17 protein-coding genes are annotated in these 23,275 nt (G+C 48.8%); 1 reads left to right on the top strand and 16 read right to left on the bottom strand.

Features of this window, described 5'->3' with window-relative positions; translation table 11 throughout:
* Positions 1 to 346: 346 nt before the first annotated feature.
* Together ACTOY7_RS12705 and cysK are read right to left on the bottom strand one after the other, a co-directional pair.
* Positions 347 to 1,654, bottom strand: coding sequence for an O-acetylhomoserine aminocarboxypropyltransferase/cysteine synthase family protein (locus ACTOY7_RS12705; protein WP_482670767.1), 1,308 nt, complete (start codon positions 1,652 to 1,654; stop codon positions 347 to 349).
* 186 nt (positions 1,655 to 1,840) lie between these two features.
* On the bottom strand, positions 1,841 to 2,770 hold the full coding sequence (gene cysK, locus ACTOY7_RS12700) for a cysteine synthase A (RefSeq protein WP_482670766.1): 930 nt from the start codon (positions 2,768 to 2,770) through the stop codon (positions 1,841 to 1,843).
* Between the two features lie 165 nt (positions 2,771 to 2,935).
* Here cysK and ACTOY7_RS12695 point away from each other — a divergent pair, with 165 nt between their 5' ends.
* Positions 2,936 to 3,343, top strand: coding sequence for an RrF2 family transcriptional regulator (locus ACTOY7_RS12695; RefSeq protein WP_160284660.1), 408 nt, complete (start codon positions 2,936 to 2,938; stop codon positions 3,341 to 3,343).
* Positions 3,344 to 3,476: 133 nt separating this feature from the next.
* Here ACTOY7_RS12695 and ACTOY7_RS12690 read toward each other — a convergent pair whose 3' ends face one another.
* The 14 genes from ACTOY7_RS12690 to ACTOY7_RS12625 form a co-directional block, all read right to left on the bottom strand.
* A complete protein-coding gene (locus ACTOY7_RS12690; protein WP_482670765.1) occupies positions 3,477 to 6,593 on the bottom strand; it encodes a transglutaminase domain-containing protein in 3,117 nt (1,038 codons plus the stop codon).
* Between the two features lie 321 nt (positions 6,594 to 6,914).
* Positions 6,915 to 7,994: a Gfo/Idh/MocA family protein gene (locus tag ACTOY7_RS12685; protein ID WP_482670764.1), complete on the bottom strand. Its 1,080-nt coding sequence runs from the start codon at positions 7,992 to 7,994 to the stop codon at positions 6,915 to 6,917.
* A 12-nt stretch (positions 7,995 to 8,006) separates the two neighbouring features.
* The gene (locus tag ACTOY7_RS12680; protein WP_482670763.1) at positions 8,007 to 8,450 is read right to left on the bottom strand and encodes a C-glycoside deglycosidase beta subunit domain-containing protein; all 444 of its coding nucleotides are present in this window, start codon (positions 8,448 to 8,450) and stop codon (positions 8,007 to 8,009) included.
* An 11-nt stretch (positions 8,451 to 8,461) separates the two neighbouring features.
* Positions 8,462 to 9,334: a sugar phosphate isomerase/epimerase family protein gene (locus ACTOY7_RS12675; RefSeq protein WP_482670762.1), complete on the bottom strand. Its 873-nt coding sequence runs from the start codon at positions 9,332 to 9,334 to the stop codon at positions 8,462 to 8,464.
* Between the two features lie 89 nt (positions 9,335 to 9,423).
* Positions 9,424 to 10,536, bottom strand: a complete 1,113-nt coding sequence (locus tag ACTOY7_RS12670) for a Gfo/Idh/MocA family protein (protein WP_482670761.1) — start codon at positions 10,534 to 10,536, stop codon at positions 9,424 to 9,426.
* An 83-nt stretch (positions 10,537 to 10,619) separates the two neighbouring features.
* Positions 10,620 to 11,981, bottom strand: coding sequence for an MFS transporter (locus tag ACTOY7_RS12665; RefSeq protein ID WP_482670760.1), 1,362 nt, complete (start codon positions 11,979 to 11,981; stop codon positions 10,620 to 10,622).
* 173 nt (positions 11,982 to 12,154) lie between these two features.
* The gene (locus tag ACTOY7_RS12660) at positions 12,155 to 14,524 is read right to left on the bottom strand and encodes a GH39 family glycosyl hydrolase (protein ID WP_482670759.1); all 2,370 of its coding nucleotides are present in this window, start codon (positions 14,522 to 14,524) and stop codon (positions 12,155 to 12,157) included.
* Positions 14,525 to 14,793: 269 nt separating this feature from the next.
* Positions 14,794 to 15,438, bottom strand: a complete 645-nt coding sequence (locus ACTOY7_RS12655) for a YesL family protein (RefSeq protein ID WP_300826565.1) — start codon at positions 15,436 to 15,438, stop codon at positions 14,794 to 14,796.
* Between the two features lie 36 nt (positions 15,439 to 15,474).
* On the bottom strand, positions 15,475 to 16,311 hold the full coding sequence (locus ACTOY7_RS12650) for a carbohydrate ABC transporter permease (RefSeq protein WP_016297946.1): 837 nt from the start codon (positions 16,309 to 16,311) through the stop codon (positions 15,475 to 15,477).
* A 20-nt stretch (positions 16,312 to 16,331) separates the two neighbouring features.
* Complete coding sequence (locus ACTOY7_RS12645) at positions 16,332 to 17,216, bottom strand: carbohydrate ABC transporter permease (protein WP_300885922.1); 885 nt, start codon at positions 17,214 to 17,216, stop codon at positions 16,332 to 16,334.
* 21 nt (positions 17,217 to 17,237) lie between these two features.
* On the bottom strand, positions 17,238 to 18,530 hold the full coding sequence (locus tag ACTOY7_RS12640) for an ABC transporter substrate-binding protein (RefSeq protein ID WP_482670758.1): 1,293 nt from the start codon (positions 18,528 to 18,530) through the stop codon (positions 17,238 to 17,240).
* Between the two features lie 65 nt (positions 18,531 to 18,595).
* Positions 18,596 to 20,251, bottom strand: a complete 1,656-nt coding sequence (locus tag ACTOY7_RS12635) for a GH32 C-terminal domain-containing protein (protein WP_482670757.1) — start codon at positions 20,249 to 20,251, stop codon at positions 18,596 to 18,598.
* Between the two features lie 299 nt (positions 20,252 to 20,550).
* On the bottom strand, positions 20,551 to 21,528 hold the full coding sequence (locus tag ACTOY7_RS12630; protein WP_004071568.1) for a LacI family DNA-binding transcriptional regulator: 978 nt from the start codon (positions 21,526 to 21,528) through the stop codon (positions 20,551 to 20,553).
* Between the two features lie 22 nt (positions 21,529 to 21,550).
* Positions 21,551 to 23,143 carry an AAA family ATPase gene (locus tag ACTOY7_RS12625; protein ID WP_300885928.1) on the bottom strand — a complete coding sequence of 531 codons (1,593 nt, stop codon included), beginning with the start codon at positions 23,141 to 23,143 and terminating at the stop codon, positions 21,551 to 21,553.
* Positions 23,144 to 23,275: the final 132 nt, after the last annotated feature.

The following is a 23,275-nucleotide window of genomic DNA, read 5'->3' as shown; positions in this document are numbered from 1 at the left end:
AAACGAATCTGTCCTATTTAAAATTGACTTACGGCAAGAAAGTGCCTGACGAATCTGACTGTCAATTTTTTCACTAAAAATAATAACATTTCGGTTCAAATTCGAATCTGCCAAAAAATTGACGTTCCTGCCAGGAATCTTGTTTTTCATTCTTTGAAATTTTAATATTATAATTGGGTTTTTTTCAATATTTTATTAGAACCCATATGTTTACCCATGAGATGAACGGCTATAAGCCGGGACAGACGGAGACGCTGGAAACCAAAAAGCACAAAAAAACGGAGGGCTTCCCACGCTCTCCGTTTTTTTAGATCCATCATGCTTTCATCTTATTTTCTACAGCTCCTCATTCCTTCACCGCCTCAAACGCCGCTTCCAGCGCCGCGATCAGATCCTCTGCCTTTTCAATCCCGATGGAAAGCCGGATCGTATTCGGCCGGATCCCCTGTTCCGCAAGCTCCTCCTCCGTGCTCTGGCTGTGAGTCGTCGTTGCCGGGTGGATCACCAGGGATTTCACGTCTGCTACATTTGCCAGAAGTGAGAAAATGGCAAGGTTGTCGATAAATTTCTGTGCCGTCTTTGCGTCCCCTTTGATCTCAAATGTAAAGATCGAGCCGCCCCCATTGGGAAGATATTTCTGATATAATCCGTGGCTGGGCTCACTTGCCAGCGACGGATGATGCACCGCCTCCACCTGGGGATGCTTCGCAAGGTACTCCACGATCTTTAATGCGTTGCTCACATGGCGCTCTACACGGAGCGACAGGGTTTCCAGTCCCTGAAGGAAAAGAAACGCGTGGAACGGGGAAAGTGTCGCGCCGGTATCCCGCAGGAGCACCGCGCGGATGTAGGTCACGAAGGCTGCCGCCCCCGCCGCGTCGGAGAAGGATACTCCATGATAGCTTGGATTCGGTTCCGAGATCCAGGGGTATCTGCCGGATGCCTTCCAGTCAAAATTGCCGCTGTCCACGATCACGCCGCCGATGGCTGTGCCATGGCCCCCGATAAATTTTGTCGCAGAATGGATCACAAGGTCTGCCCCATACTCGATCGGGCGGATCAGGTAGGGCGTCGCAAATGTGGAATCGACAACCAGCGGGATCTGATGCTTATGCGCCGTTTCAGCCAGCTTTTCCAGGTCAACCAGGTTAGAATTCGGATTTCCCAGTGTTTCCACAAAGATTGCTTTCGTATTCTCCTGGATCGCCGCCTCGAAGGCGCCTTCCTCCTCCGGGTCCACAAAGGTTGTGGTCACGCCGTTGGTCAGCGGAAGGGTGTGGGCCAGCAGATTGTAGGTTCCGCCATAGATCGTCTTAGATGCCACAATATGCTCCCCTGATTTCGCCAGCGCCTGAAATGTATAGCTGATCGCCGCCGCGCCGGATGCCGCCGCAAGAGCCGCCGCGCCGCCCTCCAGGGACGCGATGCGCTGTTCAAAAATATCCTGGGTGGGATTGGTCAGTCTTCCGTAAATATTTCCCGCATCACGGAGTCCGAAGCGGTCCGCCGCGTGCTGGGAATCATGGAATACGTAAGAAGTGGTCGCGTAGATGGGTACTGCCCTCGCGTCTGTGACCGGGTCCGCCTGCTCCTGCCCGATATGCAGCTGCCTTGTCTCAAATCCCCAGTTTTTCGAATCTTTTATATCTGCCATTTTTATTGTCCTCCTTGATCTATTTTCGTGTTACTATTAAAAATTTACAATCAGGTCTTTACGATCGTGCCTGGTGAATCTGACTGTCTATTTTTATGTGATTGTAAATAGTAACATTTCCGTAATCATTTTAGCATATCCGTTTTTATTTGTCTCGTACTTTATTACATTAATGTAACAAATTTCTCACGAAAACAGCGGTGTTGAATAATATCTGTCCCCGGAATCCGGCAGCAGCGTCACGATCACCTTGCCCTCATTCTCCGGCCGCTTTGCCAGTTCGATGGCTCCATGCAGCGCGGCGCCGGAAGAAATCCCGACCAGGATGCCCTCTTTTTTCGCAAGCAGCTTTGCCGCGGCAAAGGCATCTTCATTTTTAGCCCTGAACACCTCATCGTATACGGAAGTATTCAATACTTCCGGTATAAATCCCGCGCCGATCCCCTGGATCTTATGCGCCCCGGCTTTCCCTTCCGACAATACAGGGGAATCTGCCGGCTCCAGGGCCACAACTCTGATATCCGGATTTTTCTCCTTCAGGTACTCACCGACCCCTGTAACCGTACCGCCGGTTCCTACCCCTGCAATGAAAATATCCACCTTTCCGTCCGTATCCCTCCAGATCTCCGGCCCTGTCGCCGCTTTGTGGGCTGCAGGATTCGCCGGATTTATGAACTGCCCGGGAAGAAAGCTGCCCGAAATCTCTCCCGCAAGCTCCTCTGCCTTTTCAATGGCTCCTTTCATCCCTTTCGCGCCGTCCGTCAATACAAGCTCCGCGCCATACGCCTTTAAAATATTTCTCCGTTCTATGCTCATGGTCTCGGGCATGGTAAGGATCACCCGATAGCCCTTCGCAGCCCCGATTGCTACCAGGCCAATGCCTGTATTTCCTGATGTTGGCTCGATGATGACAGAACCTTTTTTCAACAGCCCTTTGTCCTCCGCGTCCTCCAGCATCGCCTTCGCGATCCTGTCCTTTACACTTCCCGCCGGATTCAGATATTCCAGCTTCACCAGGACTGTTGCCCTCAATCCAAGCTCCTTTTCCATATTCACGACCTCAACCAGCGGAGTATTGCCGATCAGTCCGAGTGTACCTTTGTAATAAGCTGCCATTTTACTCTCCTTTCCTGGTCCCGAAGGATTTTCTTATTTTTCCTCTATGGATCATTGAATGCATATTACTACTATTTACCTACTATGTCAATAGGTTTATATGTTTTTATTGAATTATTTTCCAATTGGCTCTATAATTTAGGAAAAGATTGGAGGTATATTTCTATGATCTCAACGAAAGCACGCTATGCGCTCCGGGTCATGGTCGATCTTGCACAGCACCGGGAAGAGGATTATATTCCGCTAAAGGAAATTGCGAAACGGCAGGAAATCTCCGAAAAATATCTGGAGATCATTTTAAAAATACTCGTAAAGGGAAATATTTTGAAGGGACTCCGCGGAAAGGGCGGCGGCTACAGGCTGACCCGCTCCCCCGGAGAATATACCGTGGGTGAGATCATAGAACTGACGGAAGGCCCTCTCGCCCCGGTTGCCTGCCTGATGCCGAACGCGGAAGCCTGTCCCCGGAGCGAAGGCTGTATTACTCTGCCACTATGGAAAAAGTACGATACGCTGGTTCATGATTTTTTTTATGGGATCACATTGGAGGATCTGATGGAAGGGCGTTTGTAGGGAAGCAGGTTACGAATGTCCGCCGTCCCATGCAAAAAGGCTGTACTAGCGCATATGTTGGTATTGAAAAAAGCGGAGAATCCTATACATTCTCCGCCTTCTTTTCTATTATCGTCTCAAAACTCTATCGATATCAATTCTTCTTTTTTCTTACATAAATTACGGTCATTACACCGAATGCCGCTGCCGCCAGAAGTACATACAGCATGATCGGCAAATTGTCGCCGGTCACAGGGCTGTTCGCCTGAGTACCGGAAATGTTCGGCGCGCTGCCGTTGCCGCCGTTGCCGCTTCCATTGCTGACTCCGCCGCTGCTTCCGTTTCCGCCATTGCTTCCACTTCCGCTTCCGCCGCTGCTTCCGTTTCCACTTCCGCCGCTGCTTCCACTTCCGCTTCCGCCGCTGCTTCCGTTTCCGCTTCCGCCATTGCTTCCACTTCCGCCATTACTTCCACTTCCGTTTCCGCCGTCATTTCCGCCGCCCCCTGCAGAATCGTCCTTCACATCCTTCCATCCTACAGCAATCGGTGAAAGTCCATTTACCTTGAAGCTGATCCCGCTATTCGTATTAGCCACTTCCGGATATTCCACATCTCCTGCCTTAAACCCATTCATATCCTCGGTAAACATATGAGCCGCCGTAAAGTGATGTGTCTCTCTGCCCGTACCGGACGGATAAGGCAGGGTGACTGACAGGCCGTCAGCCGGGAAATTATCCTTCGTCACCTTTTCCCAGCCTGCTCCATTGAGATTGACCAGAAGCTCCACATCATAGATTACCAGATCCGACTCTGCAATTGAACTGTCCTTCTCCTGGATCTTCAGTTTCATCTCCGTTTCGATCTTGCCCGGCGTATTCAAATGCTCCTGATTCAGGAAGGCATCCGGCACCTTGGAAATACCGCTCTCCACTTCGATCTTAAATTCATTTCCGTCCGCAGGCTCCTGGGGGATGTCCTGAACCGCGCTGATCCGCCCCATGATCTCCGGCAAAGCCCCGGGCATGGTATAATTTTCTTTTCCATTTCCCTCAAGGATCGCTTCATCCTGAGCGTTTTTCCAGGACAGGGCCACCTTCTGGCTGCCTTCTGCCGCTGTCTCATAGACACCGGACAATTTTTCTGCCGGACAGTCAAACAGGACAAGCTTCGCATCCTTTTCCAAAATGCCTTCCAGCTTCAATTCACCGAAAAGGGTCGCCTCCCGGTCCTTGATCTGATCCAGCCGGTCCGCCGCTTCCAGAGCACTCACATCCCATGCCAGCGCCTTTGGCGAAACCGTAAGCTGATAGGAACTGCTTACTTCCTCATAGTTCCCTACTGCCGAAGCCGTAGCCGTAATCACTGCGCTGCCTGCTTTCTGAATCTGGACCAGACCCGTCCTCGTATCAACCGATGCCACCGAAGGATCCGAACTGCTGTAGCTGACTGACGAACCTTCCGCTGCCCCTTTGGCTGTCATGGTAAAATCCGCATCTCCGTAAGTCACCGTCTTTGTTTTTACTGGAAATGCAAAATCCTTCTGCTCTTCCATGCCTGTCATAGACACAACGATCTTATCCTCAATCTTACCGGTATTGGGATTATATATCTCCAGAGTCATCCTCTCGCTGTTTGCCAGAAGACCTGTCACGATTCGGTTACTCTGATCCTCATACTGGTAAATTTTCACCGGTACCGTGTCTGCTGCCGGGTTAAAGGAATAGACCGAATTTCCTACATTAAAGTAAAGCACTCCTTTGGAACAGGAAAGTCTGGAAAAGCTCATAGAATACATGGGCCATCCATTTCCCACATTTTCGATATCAAGTTTTGCAACCTGTGTCTCATTTCCATTCGCGTCTCTTTTCATCAGTGACGCGCCGCTATATATCGTATTTGGCGCGCCAGCCACTATCTCACCCTTGAGATAATATGAATTTCCATTCACCGCATAAATCGCAGATTCCGTTATGGGCGCAGTCTTATGCCAGGAATTATCATAACTTGTGTCCGCACATGTAATGCTATTTGAATCCCAGTTATGCGCTTTACTCCTCATGGCACTATCGCTGAGCAGGAAATACTCATGCTTTACATAACCTGTCTCCCCTGTCTGGCTGGCGGCAGTTGCGTCATCATATGTAAGATCCGCATGATACCAGCTGCCGTTCAGTTTTACATAATTCCAAATATGATTCATAGACTGGCTCTTGCAATAATCCACCTCGATCCCTGCTTCTTTCAGCAGGGCGGCGTATGCAAGAGTATACCCCTGGCAGACTCCGATGCCATTTACCAGAGCTTCGTATGCATTTCTCTTTTCAATTCCCAGATTGTTGTTTGCATTCTGGTCATATACCATATGCTGCACCAGATAGTCATGCAGCGCGGTCGCCTTCTGCTCATCAGTCATATTATTTCCAATAACTTCGGAAAATACATTGTTGATCGCGGCTCTATATTCTGCGACGCTATTTTGATTATACTGCGAGTTATATGTGAATGTACACTTCTGAACGATCCCGTCAGGCGATGTATAATAAGTCCCATCCAGTACATAAAACAGATCCGGATTATCCTGCGCCACATCCGGCCAGATCTTCCCCCAGTCATTGCTATTAAGGTTATACGCAGATAAATCTACTTCTTGGTCCCAGTTGACCATTGCCGTTGTCATCGCATTCCACGCAGCTTCTATCTGTTGGTCCGTAGCCAGCGGCATGATCAATGTTGTAAAATATTCCAACAGTTCCTTCAACTGCTCCTCCGCTCCCGGGAACATCGCCTTCTGGCCGTCATCCAGACTCTCATAAGCATCGAAAGCCTTCTGGATCTGCTCATATGCCTCGTCCAGCTCCTTCTTCTCCAAAGCCTTCAGCTCCTCCAGCGACGGGAGTCCATTGAGAAGCTCCTTCACCGCGGCCGCTTCCGGGTCTGCGGGAAGCTTTGCCGGGTTCTCTGCATCTGTGTTTCCGCTTTCATCCGGGTTGTTTCCCGGCTGTACTTCTGAAGCCTGTCCTTTACAGGCAGACAGATCTTCTCTGCAAGCGGCGCAATCCGGTTCTTTCGTTTCAGCCGTACATAAATCTGTGCAGATACAATCTGTCTGTGCAGAAATGTCCTCTTCCGTGCCGGCCTCTGTCCCCGAAGAGCCTTCCTCTTCTGTTCCCGCCGCCGCGGTCACCCGCAAATGGTCCATCGTTCCGCCGATAAGACCAAAAATAAGAAAAAATACCAGTATTTTCTTAGCATTTTTCTTCCGATTGATCATTCATTTTTCTCCTTTATGCTTCTATATTTTATCGGATGAAATACGTCTGTTCCGCAGGGATATGTGGTATGGAATAGACCTTGGAGATACGTTACCGGGTAAAGCACACCCGTCCCGTAGGTCCATGTGTTATAGGATGCCCTATGTGAAAATGCTGTTCTGTTCCATCAAATCATCACAAACGGTTCCGACATTTCCTCCGCCGAAGCCCATTATACAGACAGATAACTGAAAGCACAAGATTTATCTGTCATTTTTTGTATGTAATGTTTTCCTGAAAAGGAAAAACATCGAAGGGTTGTTGCCACATAAGGAGATAATTTAAAAACATGATTCAAACCTGACCGACTCCCCCGTCTGTCCGGATTCCCTGACTGCGTCCATCAGCGCGAGCACTCTCCTCGTCTCTGGAATCTGCACAAGAAATTCTTCTTCCCCGAAGTATGCCCTTCTGTAATTCTCAAAAAATCCCTTATGCGTTGTATCTGCCAGCGGAATCGGCTCGGTGAGGATCTTTCCCTCCGGCGGAGGGCCGAAGGAGCGCGTGGGGCCTGCTGCCGTCATGGTTCTCTTGCCGCCCACATTTTTCAGGAGTCCGGCGGTGCGCACGATCTTTCCCTCCGGAGCAAATCCGTCCAGATAGGCGCTCCCCTGATTGCCTCCTATGAACCAGTGGCGTTCGAACCATTTGTCATGCATCTTGTCTGTAAGGAAATACGTTCCAAGCTCCACTTCCGCCGTAACATGATTGTCAAACCGCATCAAAATTTTGAAATAATCATCCACTTCAAAATTGATGACATTTCTGATATCTGCATAGACGCTGGTGAGCTTTGCCCCCGGCATCATCCACAAAATCTGATCCAGCAGATGCACGCCCCAGTCATACAGCATCCCGCCGCCTTCACTGATATGTACATGCCAGTCATGCATATTTCCGTTAAATCCATACAGGCTGCTCTTGATGGTGTACACCTCTCCCAGCGAGCCCTGGTCAAAAATCTCCTTTGCCGTGCGGAAATCCCGGTCCAGCCTGCGCTGATGGTGTACCGTAAATTTTACGCCGCACTCTTTTGTCACGCAGACCATATCATCCAGCTCTTCCAGGCTCATTGCGACGGGCTTCTCACAGATGATGTCCTTTCCTGCCCGTGCGGCCTGGAGCACCAGATCATGATGCTGGTTATTATTTGCCGCGATCAGTACCACCTGCACCTCCGGGTCCCGGAACAGTTCTTCATTTGAAGTATACCTTTTCAGTCCTTCTTTCACATCCTCTAGCTGTTTCGGATCCATATCGGCAATTCCGACTATGCGGAAGCCCTCCATCTCTGTCAGCATCTTCTCATGCTCATGCCCCATAAATCCATGACCAATCATCCCAATTCTGATCTCTTCCATATTTTAAGTCTCCTATACGATCAGCAGTCTTCTCTCATTTACATGATGCCCAAATTCCGGCATATATATCTTGCTCTCTTCATCCGGGTCCAGCGCGTCCTGCATGATCGGCGGCATATAGGATGAGGTAAAGCAGAATCCGAACTTCAGGTCATGGTAGCCCTGTCCGAGTCCTCCCGCCTTTTTCACTTTGATCACCGCCGGCTCCGTCACCGCCCAGTGCGTCTCCATGTCGGACTTCATTTCCTCAAAGGAAAAATCCTTTCCATGGATATGCCAAACGATCTCTTCTCTTTCAAACCGCTCTCCGTCTACAAAGAGCGTTCCGGGCCGTAACTGGCTTAGGAAAATCCCTCTGTAATAGGGAAGCCTGACCTTAAACTGGAATCCCGTAACCGCTCCGTCCTCTTTTACATTTCTAAAACCAACCGACTGAATTACTTCTTTTTCAAGCATAGCTTCACCTCCTAATCTCCCAGACAATCCTTCAGCAGAATATGATGTTTTCTCAGTGTCTGGCCTACCTCATATCCCGGATCATATTTGTCGCGTCCTTCATACTCACTCAGCAAATAGCCGTCCCATCCCTGCTGCTTCATGATCTCGATTACTTCTCTGTAGGGAATGGTGGTCTCTTCAAAGTCATCGCTCATATTGTTGAATTTTGCGTGACAGCAGTAAATGTAAGGAAGCAGCGGAATGATCTCTTCCGGTTTGCTGGCCACAAAGCCCGGCTGTCTGCGCTCCCCTTCCTGGTAAACATTTCGGAATACGCCGAAGTCGATATTGAGCCCAAAATACTTTGTTCCGGTTTTCTCTATAAATTCCACATAATCATGGACCAGCTTATTGCTCAGATTGGTCGGAGCGTGGATCTCCGGGCACATTTTTATGTTGCATTCCTCCGCTGTCGGGAGCGCCATCTGAATGATCTCACGCCAGTTTTTCACCGGTGAGAGGTCGCCTGAGATGACCGGCATCTTTGCCCTCATGACCGTAAAGCCAAGCCTGTGGGCCAAACGCAGATCCCGCTCCAGCATTTTACAGGATTCCTCTGTCGTCAGATCCCGGTCGCCCAGCACGTGGGAGTCGATCCAGTTTCCATACTCTACCGGCACGATCTCATATTTGTCCAGCAGCCGGAACCATTCCTCTACCCATTCATCCGACGGATACGGGTATCCCTCAATGTGTGTATTTGCCAGGATTTCCAGACCGTGGGCGCCCATGTCGTACATGTCCTCCAGACAGTCCTCCAGATTTTTGCTGATTCCAAATTCGGCCGAATAACTGTATAATGCAATCCCTCTTTTTGGTCCTTTTTTATCATACTGATACATTTAACCATCTCCTATCTTCATGAACTATTCCAGCGGCAGACCGCAGCCCCTTCTGATCTGCGGACAATCCGCTGTTATGCTGCTTCTGCTTACAATGCAATCTCATGTCCCTCTGCCGCTGCCTTGTAGATCGTATCCAGAATCTGGGTCACTACAAATGCCTGCTCCGGTTTTACGAGGGGTTCTTTGTCTTCGATGATCGCTTCCAGCCACTGCTTACACTCTTTGTCCGCCGGTGAGCCGCCGCCCTTTCCTTCGAAAAACGCAATTGCGCCGGTATCCGAGATATGCTCCTCGGTCAGGATTCCGCCTGTGGTTTCGTTGATCACCAGGTCATACGCCTTGCCGCTCATGCCTCCGACCATCTCCGCGCCGGCCTTTGTTCCGCACAGCGTTGTGGCTGCTTCTCGGGAATCCTTCACGTTCAATGCCCAGGCAGACTCCAGGAAGATGGTTGCGCCGTTTTCCATTTTCACATATCCGAACGCAGAATCCTCCACCTCATAGGTTTTTGTATCCCATGGCCCGAACATATTTCCCTCGGTGGCTTCCGGAAGGTGTCCCAATTTTTCAAATACAGACCCGGTCACTGTTTTGGGGCTGTAGTTGTCCATACACCACAATGTGATATCCAGCGCATGTGTTCCGATATCAATCAGCGGCCCGCCGCCCTGCTTGGACTTATCCGGAAATACTCCCCAGGTGGGAACTGCCCTTCTTCTCACTGCGTGGGCCTTTGCGAAATAAATATCTCCCAGCTTTCCTTCCTCGCAGATCCGTTTTAACGCCTGCGCGTCCGTACGGAACCGGTTCTGGTATCCGATGGTGAACTTCTTTCCGGACTTCTTCCATGCGTCCATCATCTTCTGCGCGTCCTCGGTGGTCGCCGCCATCGGCTTTTCACACATCACATGCTTTCCCGCTTCAAAAGCCGCCACCGTGATCGGGCAGTGCGCCACGTTGGGCGTACATACATGTACAACGTCGATTGACTCATCCTTCAGTAATTCCTGATAATCGGTGTAAACCTTTGCTCCCTCCGCTCCGTATTTTTCCGCAGCTTTCCGGGCGCGCTCCTCGATGATATCGCAGAATGCCGTGATCTCGCACTTGTCCGCCTGATTCGTCAGCGCCGGAAAATGTTTCTGATTTGCGATTCCTCCGCATCCCACTACTGCTACCTGCAATTTTCCGTTTTTCATTTTTTCCTCTCCTTTTTTATTTCTATTTTTTCCTATGATTTGCATACGATGAATCAATTTTCTCAGCGTATGAACTGCCATTCCTATTCTGCCATATTGCGGGCCGTAATTTTTTCTCTGATCTCATCTGCTTCTTTGTCCGTCATCTTCCAGAAGATCAGCGGAAGCAGACCTGCGATGATGAAGAAGATTCCGGGAACCAGATTGGCCGCCATGTTGATTCCGTGCTGTGCCGAAGCCGTAATATCCGCTCCCGCAGCATAGCCAAACGCCGCCATGAGCATGACTCCGATGGATCCGCCGAAGGCATTTCCCACCTTGGTCGCAAGTCCGTAAAATGCATACGCTACGCCGTCTGAGCGGACGCCTGTCTTTAAGTCCTGATAGTCAATGGAATCCGCAACCATGGACAATGTGGACGGGAAGCCGAATCCGGGAATCGTAAATAATACGTGTCCGAAGATCACCATGCCGATATTTTCAAAAGGCGTCATAAAGATGATCAGCAGGCCGATTCCTTTTCCAACCAGGCTGGCAACCAGTACGTTCCTCTTTCCGTGGGCGCCGAAGTGACGGATCAAAAACGGCGCAATTGCATTTCCGATGATGCTTCCGATGGAGGGCAGCGTCATGAGCAGCGCCATCAGCGTGAAGTTTCCGAGACAGTCTCTTACATAAAATGCCATGATTCCGATACGGCCCATATTTCCTGTCATCTGGAAGAGCATGGTCAGCACGATAATCATCAGATATTTATTTGAAAAGATAAGGCCCAGGTTCTTGACGATGGAAACCTTTTCCGCGCTTGTTTTCGGCATGATCACTTCTTTTGAGTTCTTAAATACGATAAAGAACATCGGCAGAGAGATCAGCGCAAAAAGAATTGCCGCAATCGTATAGCTCTTTCCGGAAATCGTTTCCGAACTTCCCGAGATCTTCACCAGGATGATGGAGGACGCAAAGTTGATCGTCATCATACCAACCTGCATTCCGATTCCCCTGATGGAATTTAACTTGTTGCGGTCGCGGTCCTGTGTAGTCATAACTCCCGCCATGGCTCCGTAAGGAATGTTGACCAGTGTATACAGCATTCCGGCTCCGATGTAGGTAAATGCCGCCCACACAATGCCGGCTGTCCCGTTTCCGAAAGGCGCTGTAAATGTTAAAACACTGAACAGTCCGAGGAACGGAGCGCCGAAAAGAATATACGGCCTGAAACGCCCCCATTTTGTATGGGTTCTTTCCGCGATTCCTCCCATCATCGGATCATTGACCGCATCCCAGATCTTTGCGGCCATCAAAATTGTTGAAACGGCCAGAGGCGCAAGTCCCACCACATCCATGTAGTACACTGTAAGGTAAGTCCCGACAAAGCTCCAGACCAACTGGCTGGCCAGATCCCCCAGCCCATAGCTGAAAATACTTTTCTTCGAAAGTCTTTCCATTGTTCCACTTCCTTTCCTTTTGTTTTTTGATATGGTAAGTATAAATCAGAAAACACGGATCTGCTTTCCGCGTGAAAGCCAGATTTCTCTCTATTTTTTGACATTTTTTTCCCGACAAAAAAATCAGGTTAAAAAAACGGCTCTCATTTTTTTAACCTGATTTTTATAGATTGTTAATATTCACTGATGTAGATCATTCTCATTTCATGGGGTTCCATCTCAACCTGGAAGCAGATCTTCCGGTCCTCGCTCCTTACGTGCCGGATATAGATTTTGGGGATGCAGATATTTTTCAGATATTGGATCTCTTCCTTCCCCAGCTCCTCCTGGTTGCTGAGGAGCTGCCACTCGTTCTGTATGCTCCCGCTACTGCTGTTGATCACCTCTTCCTTAATCATGTACTCTTTGTTATCATCCAATTCCTCAACGGTAAACTCGACCCGCTCTTTTTCTTCGCTCTGGAAGATCTTCGACAGGTTAAAATGTTCATTCTCTTTCTTCATATAATAATAGTAGCTGTATTCCCGATGGTTGAAGCACAGGCAGACGATCCTCTGTGTGGAATCCCTCGTCACGATATAATTATTGCCGATCTTCAAAACATGTCCCCCCAGCTTGTTTAAAAACTCGAACGCATAAAATGAAGGCTTTTTGATCCCGTCCTTCGTCAAAAGTCCCCCTCCGCCGTATATCAGCTTTCGGGAATCGTAAAAAATATCCACCGCGTCGGAACCATGCCAGAATCCGATCATATCCGCCGTTTTCCAGATGCTCAGAATAAATTTGATGATGTATGTCCCTCTTGCGCAGCTATCCTGCACAATATTCCGGTTGGACAGGCTGTTCGACCACTCTGATATGCACATTTGATAAGTCTGCCCTTCCTCTTCCAGTATCCCCCGGATTTTTTCTATAAACTGCCTTGCGTACAGATAGTCGCTGCCCGACTGAAATGTCCGTTCTCCCATCATCTGGTGGGTGGAATCCACAAAAATTTTTATGGTAAATATTTCCGGAAATATGCCCCTTGCCGAGAGCTCATGAACCGTCTCCCGAAACTGTTCTTCATCAATCCCTCCATGGGGATCAATCCCGGCAATCTTGCTGCTGCCCAGATTCGACTTTACAATCCTCCACCCCGCCTCATAGGCGTCCAGATATCTGTAGTCCTGGCTGTAATAAGGCTCCTTGTTCCAGGGAAATTCAAAAATCCACTGGCTGAGCACATGCTTATCATATCTGCGGACCAGATGCTTCATCAAATGCTCCAGAAGATTTTTCCATTCCTCAATCGTCTTTAGATTATACTGCATGTTCACCGAATAGAGCTCGTTGTCATGCCCGGCCATAATCACTCGGTTGCGTTTTCCAAGATCCAGGAAAAGCGGAATTTTATTCTGTACAAAAAAGTCAAAAATCCGGTCCAGCGATTCAAAGTTAAAATTCCTCCCTGAAAAGTCCGTGGAAATCATAAATTTTTCCGAAAACAGATTCCAGATCCGGATATACCGGATGCTTAAGACCTCTTTGAGAAACAAGATATGCTCCTGTATCGCCGCCTCGCATACCACAGAGGCTTCTCCGATATCGATGATCTTATTGGGATTCATCCACGGTATATATCCCCGCCGGACATTGATCGTAACCTCTTTGACCTCGGAATCCTGTATTCTTTTTTCAATCCGGTCATATAAGCTTTTTCGTACTTCTTCTACCTTTTCGATTTTCATTGCGACATTTTTCACAGATTCCTCTATCTGTTTTCTGTATTCGGAAGGGGTGATTCCATATTTTTTCTTAAAATATCGGTTCAATACGGAAGGGGTCGAGAATCCGCTGTCCATGGCGATGTTGGTAATGGATGCGTCCGTTCCCCGAAGCTCCAGCGCCGCGTTCTCAATTCTGACTTCATTCAGGTAATTGATAAAATTCTGTCCCGTTTTCTTCTTAAAATAACGGGAAAGATAGGTCTCCGACACCTGAAAATGCGCTGCCACATCCGTCAGGCTCAATGGTTCGCAGTAGTAATGATTGATATAATTCAGAATCCGGTCAATCTTTTCACTCATGCGCTCCTTCAAATAGATTTTCAGGCTGTCCTTGTCCATCCTGTAGTCTGCGGTCAGCTTGTGTATGATCTGAAAAAGAAGGCTTGCGATCTCGCTCAGATCCGCATATTCCATATTCAAATATCGAAGCAGCAGCGTTTCGATCAAGATCCGCAGATCCCTGTCGTCGCGGGATGTATATAATACGGAATTGCAGCAGAAAATAAAATACTCCTCCCGGATCAATTTTCGGAATGTCCGATACGGTATCAATATCCGAAATGCAATCGTATTGCGGGCGCTGCTGTACGCATGCGGCTGGTTCGAATTTATCACCGCGATGTCATCCTTTCCCAGCCGATAAGTCTCCCCTTCCTTTACAGCCGTTTCCCCCTCAACAATATACAGAATCTCTATGTCCTGGTGGAAATGTATATCCTCATCTGACAGATACAGCAATTCCATGCTGCAGTCCTGTATGTTCTCCTGTCTCATCTTTTACGTCCTTTCTCTGGTTTTTCGTATGAATCGCGCGGTAAACCTGCAGATCTAACCGAACAGTACGGTTTTTCTCTCTTTCCTCCGGCAACGTTGTGCATGGGTATCTAATTATTTTAACATAATTTTATGATAAGTCCTCTTTCAACTTTTTGCTTTTCATCAGACAATAATTTCTTAGCAATAATTTTCATATTTGAATGCATGAAAAAAAAGAAGTGCAATATTCGGCATGTGATTATTGCACTTCTTTTTTATCTTCATATTTAGTTGACACAGGTCTGGCCGGATACAGGCTCTATCAACCTTTCTTTCTCAAAGATCCACATCAGCAACTTCCCGTGGACCGCGGCCAGCAATGAACCTCCGGACAGCACACCCACACAGAATACCGGCGTCCACAGAAGCCCTGCTGCCAGGAAGAGTCCGGTTATGAACAAAAGGTAGATGGACTGAGGCAGATACTTGAACAGCAGCAGGATTCCATTGCGGTATGCCAATCTTGCCGTTGTCTCCATCCTCGCGGCAAGTGGAAACAGATAGACCACCAATACAATCCATAATCCTGACAGGACACAGACCAGCACTCTCATGCCGTCGGCAAAGTTTCCTTCCACATTTCTCCAGAACATATCGTCCAGCCAAAGTACCGATGCCGCAGCCAGAAGCGGGATCCAGAGCTTTAAGGACAGGCGCAGCTTACTCCTGAATACCGCAAGGAAGTCCCGGAATACATATCCTTCCTCCTCCTTCATGATCCTCACCGCCGTAACGTGAAGCGCGCAAAGCGCCGCGCCCCCTGTCACCAGCGGAAGGGAAAATAAAATCCACAGGATGTTCAATTTTATCAGGTTCACTGCCTTCTCTGCGATCCGAAATAATCTGTTCTCAAAATAGAATCCCCCTGCCATGTCTTTCCCTCCGATTTTTTTATCTGAGCACTCTACCTATCCCTTAATTCCCGTGGATGCGATGCCTTCTACATAATATTTCTGCAGGAAGATGAACATCAGCAGCATCGGAATCGCGGAGATTGTCAAGGATGCCATGATGGGCCCGTAATTGATCGGCTTCGATCCAAAGAAGGTCTGGATCGCCAGCTGTATGGTCCGCTTCTCTTCTCCCGTAACCACAAGCAAAGGCCACATGAAATCATTCCAGTGAGCAACAAAATCCAGAATAAAAATGGTGGCGTATACGGTTCCTGAGATCGGCATGACCACCTGGAAAAATGTCCTGACCGGGCCGCATCCGTCGATAGATGCCGCTTCTAAGAGCTCATCCGGAATATCCAGGAAAAACTGGCGGAACATATAGATACTGAAACATTTTGCCACAAACGGCACGATCAGAGACGCCCAGGAGTTGATCCAGCCCAGGTCAGCCATCTCCCTGTACATGGGGAGCATGATCGCTTCCGCCGGAAAGACCATCAGACTGATCACAAGTGTCAGTAAGAGGTTCTTCCCTTTGAACTCAAATTTTGCCAGCGCGTATCCGCAGATCGAATTTACGAGCAGATCCAGCAGGATGATCACCAGCACATAGAACAGGCTGTTTCCGATGAATTTCCACATATTGATCCTCTGGAAAACTTCCACGTAATTATTCAGGGATGCTTCTGTCGGAATAAATGTAGACAGAGAATTCAGCCCTTTAAAAATCTGCGCCTCCGGCTTCAGGGAGGAGGAGATCATCCAGATCAGCGGTGATACAAATATCAATGCGATTAAAGTATTTCCGATATAAAATGCGGCATTTCCAAATGTTTTTTTCTTCGTCATAGTATTCACTCCTCTCCGGCCTATTCGGCTTTAATGATCTTCTTCATTCCAAGTGACAGGCTGATCACGATGACAAAGAACACAGCCGCCACCGCGCAGGCATATCCGAAGTTCCGCTTCTGGAAGCCCTGCTCATAGATATAATATACCAGTGTCCTGGTAGAATTCTGCGGTCCGCCCTTGGTCATAACGTAAGGCTGCGTGAACAGCTTCATTGCCTGGATGACCGTGATCATAACGACGTACTGGATCACATTTTTCAGTCCCGGAAGCGTGACATAGAAAAAGCTCGCGATCTTTCCGGCTCCGTCTATGGAAGCCGCCTCGTACTGCTCTGCGGAGATTCCCTGGAGCCCGGCAAGGAAGATCATCATCTGATATCCGGCTCCCTGCCATGCGGACATGAATATGATCGAGTTCATCGCTGTCTTCGGATCGTTCAGGAATCCGCACGGCTCCAGTCCCAGATTGACCAGCAGCGCATTCAGAAGGCCGCTGTCCGGGCTGGAATTGTACATCACGGTCCAGAGGATCGCAACGACTACCATGGAGGTCACCTGCGGACTGAAATACGCCGCGCGGAAGATGGACACGCCCCTCCTCCGGGAAGAGATCAGGAGTGCCAGCGCTAACGCCAGAACCGTCTGAAAAGGAACAACCAAAATCGTAAAATAGAGTGTATTCTTCACCGCAATCCAGAAATCCTTGTCCTGAAACAGCTCTGCAAAGTTGTTGAATCCGCAGAAAACGATCCGGTCCGGACGCATAATGTTATAATCTGTGAACGCGTATCGAACCGTCTGTAAAGACGGATAGATCAAAAACGCCGCCAGCAGGACAACTGCCGGAAGGATAAATATGTAAGCCGCTTTTCTCTCACTGGCCTTATTGACTGTCTTTTGCATAGCCAATCCTCCTTTTCTTCGTCAATTATTTGCATAATATTTGTTGTAATCCTTGTCCATGGCCTCTGCCGCCGTGTCCAGCGCCTCCTGCGGATCTACTCCGGTAAAGATATTCAGCATTGCTTCCGCAAATTCCGCCGTAAGCACACTGTAGGAAGGGGTCCTCGGTCTTGGATGCCCGGTTTCCATAAGCTGTTCCTTGAAGATGGAACGGGGATATTCATTATATTCCTCAAGCACATCGTAACTTGAGACCCTTGTCGGCGGCTTGGAGATTGCCTGTGCGTAGGTGGTTACATTTTCCTCTGAAAATAAGAATCTCATCACTTCCTTTACCGCGTCCATATCCTGTACGTTCTTCGTGACCGATGCCGCCCAGTCGCCGGTAGGGGATGTGGGAATCCCGTCTCCGTCCGCCACCGGAAAATACGTTACTCCCCAGTTCAGATCCGGATAGTCCTTCTCCAGTGTCGCCACCTCCCAGGAACCTCCCAGCATGGTCGCTGCCTTACCGTTGTGAAATTCCTTCTGGATCGGGTCTATATTGGCATATCCGTCCTGTATCAGGCTGTTCAAAAACTTCGCCGCCTCTACGCCCTCAGCGCTGTTCAGATACCCCTGCGCCGAGCTTCCGTCCTCGTTGACAAAATCCGTTCCGTTAGAGATCCAGAACTGTTCCAGTACATAGGAAAGGCCTTCTCCCTTATCCATGATGATGTTCGTTCCCACGACACCGTCTTTTGTCAGTTTTTTCGCCGCGTCATAATATTCGGACCAGGTCCATGCGTCCTCCCTGCTCTCAGGCACGCTGATACCGGCTGCATCCAGCAGATCCTTGTTGTAGTACAGCGCCACAGAGCTCTCGGTGGCCCCCACTGCGTAGATCTTCCCGTCATAGGTATTCTGCTGCTTGGAGGAATCAAAAAAATCGGCCCACTCCTCCTCCGGGAAGAAATCATCCAGCGGAAGAGTCACCTCATTTGCCGCGTAGATCGATACATTCGGCCCGTCCACATACAGGATATCCGGCAGGTCGTTGGATGTGATCGCCGCGTTGACCTTATCCTCATAGGCGTATGAATCCGCCCGCACGATCGCCTCCCGGCGCAGCTCGATCTCGCCTTCATGGGCCTGGTTAAATTCCTCGATCTTGCTGATCCACCATTCCTCGATTGCCGGTTCGTCGCTGGGGCTCCATACGGTGATCACCGATTCCCCCTGTTCGTTTACGCGCTCCTTTGTCTTCCCGCATCCCGTGAAAGCACCTGATGCCATCACGGCCGCGAGCAAGGCTGCAATAACTCTTTTTCTCATCTGTCTCGCTCCTTTCTTCTCTTTCCCAGATGGGCTTCCGGTCACTGATCGGCCGCAGTCAGGCCTTAAGCCCAGATTGACCTCATGCAGAAAACCTCTGCCCTCTTGATACATTCAGGTGTATCTGTATGTAATATGAAACATCCGGCATCTGATGTGTCATAAAACAACTTGGTTCCTGCCGCCTCACCGTCGTTTACATAGATCTCGGCAGTACGGCGGTCTACGAATATTTCCAGCTTCTCTACCCTGTCTACATCTGCCGGAAACGTGACATGTTCGCTCTTCACTCCATAGGTCCTGAGCCGGAGCCCTTTCTCATCATAGATGAGAAGCATCTTGCCCCCGCCGTTTTCAGACAGGCAGATGGAAAATGAACAATCTCCGTCAAATTCCAGCTCTGCCTTGTAGGTATTGGGGGTAATGTCTTTCAGGCTGATCTCCTCCCCATGTCCCTGGTACAGCGTTCCCATCTTCAGAGCCTCTATCTCTTTTACCGGAGTCAGATACAGACGGTGATCCCGGATGTGCATTTCTCTGGGGATCGTCATGCTTCCGCAGACGCCGTTTTCCTCCTCCTGATGCTCTCCGTAGAAATCGGAGATCCAGCCGATACTGATCCTTCTGCCATCATGTTCGAAGCTCTGCATCGCATAGCAGTTTCCGCAGAAGTCAAACCATCCTCTGCTCTCCTCTGTAAAGATCCCTTCTTTAAAATCTCCCACATGATATCTGCTCATCTGGTATCTGCCGAAGGGGTCCTGATGGTGCATCAGTGCTCCGATCACCAGATATTTCCCGTCAAGCTCCATAAAATCCGGGCATTCTACACAGCGGATTCCGTCTTCCTCCTCGGTCAGCAGCGGGCCTGTATACTCCCAGCTTTCCATATCCTCTGATTCATATTTCAGGACTGCGGCTTTTCCCTCCAGGGCGCTGCCGAGCACCATCTGCCATCTGCCGTCCGCCCACGTCACCTTGGGGTCCCGGAAATCAGGGGATGCCCCTGCTGGTCTCTCCCCGATGACCAGCTCCTCTTTCGTAAAATGCAGCATATCACTGCTCTTCATCCTCCACTGCTGCTGCAGGATCTGCCCGCCTTCCGCGCGCGGCTCCCTGCTCCGGGTCAGATAGAAGACCACTTCATCTTCCATCACTACCGCAGAACCGGAAAAGGCGCCTCCATCCAGTTCTTCCGGATATTTCAGTATCTCTTCCTGGGGTTCTAAGGCAACCGGAAGGTGCGTCCAGTGGATCAGATCCCGGCTTGCCGCATGTCCCCAGTACATATGGGACCATTTCTGGCTATGGGGATTAAACTGATAGAACATGTGGTAATATCCCTGAAACCAGCACAGCCCATTGGGATCATTGATCCAGTTCTTCCAGGGTGTAAAATGATATGCCTCCCGGATCGGGGAATCGTACCAGTCCGACTCCTGCATCCTTATAAATCTGCCGTTCTCATCCTGTTCCAGATAGCAGACGCCTTCATCCAGGATATTCTCACATCCGCTCAGATAGCAGATCGAGACCTGGCATTCTTCACAAAGGATCTCATACTCCGTATTCTTCTCCACCGTGACCTGAATCCATTTATATGAGGCCTGTCCCGCAGGGATTTCCTGACATTCCCCATCATTGGAAATCACACGGACGCTTCCTCCTGCCTGTAAAGCCTTGGCAAATATCTCCAGCCTTGTATACTTTCCTGTATTCATCTGTCTCCTCCTTATTGATGTGAAACCGATTCCATTCCATTATATCCTTTTATATTTGCTCTATTTTTTGCATACTTGCTTTACTTTTTCTATATTTTATGGAACCCGTTCCATACACGTAATTGTAGTATTGATTGTATATTTTGTCAATCCTGTATTTCTGTTTTTCTCTTATGGCAGCAAAAAAGAGGATTTTGTCTTGTGCATTTTGTACAAAATCCTCTTATCTTATTTTTTACTTATCTATTTTCAACAAATCTGCATCGTATTTTTTTCGCAATTTTACCAAAGAATTTCCTCTATACCGTTCCCCCCCGCTGTATCTCTACATCCAAAATCAACCGGCTCGGTACATTTTTCCTCTGTTCCACCATATCCAGAAGGGCATTCACAGAAATCTCCGCCAATAATTCTACATTTTGCCTAATAGCTGTCAGCTCCGGATACACCATGCCGGAAGGCGCCATGGCGTCAAAACCTATGATGGAGAGGTCTTCCGGCACCCGGATCCCTTTTCTCTGCGCCACATTCAGACAGGCAAGCGCGGCCAGGTCTGAGCCGAAGATCCCGTCAACATCCGGATGAAGCCGAAAAATCTCCTCCGCCATCTTATAATGTGCTTCCCAGCTGAATATATTCCACCCCATCTCTTCCTGAAGCACGGCAACAACCCCGTTCTCTTCTAATATCTGTCTGAATGTCCTGTACCTGTCATTTGCCATAACGTTGGGGGATATTCCTGAGACAAGAAACACCTTCCTCCGGCGGGCCTCAAGCATGAGTTCCGCCGCCAGCTTCCCGCCTTTCGTGTGGTCACAGCCGATCAACGGGATTCGGGATCCCAGGTCACGGTCAATGGATACGATCGGTTTCGTCTGCTTCTGGTATTCTTCTACCTCAAGGCCGTGGGATGCCGTGATGATCCCGTCCACGATATTTCGCTCAAGCATATCCAGATATTCCTGCTCCCGTCTGCTGATTCCCACAGTATTACAGATCATCGTCTTATATCCCTGTTCATATAATTCCATCTCTATATGCTTGACAAGCGAAGAGAAGAACGGATGCTCCAAATCAGGCACGATCACGCCGACAATCCCCGTTTTATTGTGATACAGGTTCCTTGCCAGTTCATTAGGCGTATAATTCAGCTTCTTTGCCGCCTTCTCAATCTTCTTCCTTGTCTCCGGTGAAACGTACCCCGAACCATTCAGTGCCCTTGATACCGTCCCCACCCCTACGCCTGCTTCCTGCGCTACTTCTCTGATACTTGCCATTTTTGTTTCCTCAGTTTACTTTTCATTCATGATCTGTTTTCATCTGATATTTTTCGATGATGCAGGTATGTTTCCGTTCCCCCGGCGGTGCTTCTTTGCTGTAATTGATGCCGACCAATAATATATCCCCGCCATACTCCTGAATTGCCGAAGGATAATGCCGCTTCTTAATCTGCCGGATCGCACCTTCCGCAGTTTTATTCCATTTCAGCTCCACTACCAGAGCCGGCATCATGGAATCTTTTTTCGGAAGATATACAACATCTGCATATCCGCCGCCTGCCGGTAATTCTTCAAACAGGACATATTCATCCCCAAAGCTGAAATATGCCCGTTTGATCACGCTGCGCAATGCCTGTTCATTATTATAGTGAAGCGGTGATTCTTCCGAATGAATTTTCTCAATCTGCTTTGCCACGGCTTCCGCATTTTCATGAACCGTATCGTAAATAAGCTGTTCGCTTTCCCGAACTCTCCTGATCGTATCATCCCTTTTTACTTCACGGACAATTCTTGTAAATTCCATATGAATCTCTTCATTTGGAATACGAACTTTCCCTGTCCTTTCATCGTAGGCGAGATACCCAAGGTGGGTCAGGATTGTCAGCACGTCATCCCGGTTTCGAATTGTCACCAGATCATTTAAAAATCCCCTTGGTTCTGCCTTGACTTCTCCGCCGCCGATCAGTTCCGCTACGGTTTTAGAGAGACCATCAAAATCCATACTGATATATCCCATCAAACTCCCGGCCGCTGAGGTCTGTGTCCAGTAGGAATCGAAATCATCATTGCGGATGGCCTCCATCACAGAATTTGGATTATATATCGAACCGGTATCCCGGAACCAATATCCGTCATACCACCTCTTCATCTTCTCAAAATCACAATGGTATTCCTCACAGAGCCTTTTCACCTCTGTCTCTGTGAATCCCACATAACCGCCGAATTTTCTGGGTTTGATCACTGTAAATTCTTTAAAATCTGAAATTGCTGACTGCGAGCCGTCTTTTTTTATCGGGAGGATTCCTGTCATGTAAGCCGCCGCGAAGATCTGGTCCGTTGTGCCGCTGCTCTTAAATAATGTACGCAGGAAATCCAGATACGGCTTCTGGCTCTTCGGCGTCTCCCTGATCGGCGCATCCCATTCATCAATAATCATAATGAGTTTATTGCCTGTCAGTTCCGCCGTATGGAGCAGTGTTTCATCGAAGACATTTCCTACTTTTAAATCAGGATACGCTTCCAGAAGTTCCTCCGTCACACTGTTCTGGATGAACGGCACAATGCTGTCCGAGTCCGCCTTTCCCAGGACATTTGTCATATCCAGATAAATGACGTCGTATTGATTCAGATGCTGCCTGTATGTTTTGTTGAACTTCTCGTCCTGCGCAATGGCAAGGTCGTCAAACAGCGCCGAGGAATCGCAGGTCTTATCATAATACGCACATAACATCTTAGCCGCAAAGGATTTTCCAAACCGGCGCGGTCTGCTGACACAGGTCAGCAATCTCGGCGTCTCTATCGTTTCATTGATCAGGCTGATCAATCCGCTCTTATCCACATAGATGTCATTTCTGATTCTGGTAAATCCGCTGTTCCCCGGATTCAAATACATGCCCACGGCAAATCACCTCCCTCTCCCAGCCTGTCAGGTCAAAAACCTGGAGGCAATATCGGTTCTATTAAAAAGAATAGCACTGGGGTTCTTTCCCTGTCAATCCTTTTCCGACAGACCGTGATATTGTTA

Source organism: Schaedlerella sp., from assembly GCF_056796775.1.
The sequence above is the reverse complement of the archived record's forward strand: the minus strand, read 5'-3'. Positions and strand labels throughout refer to the sequence as shown.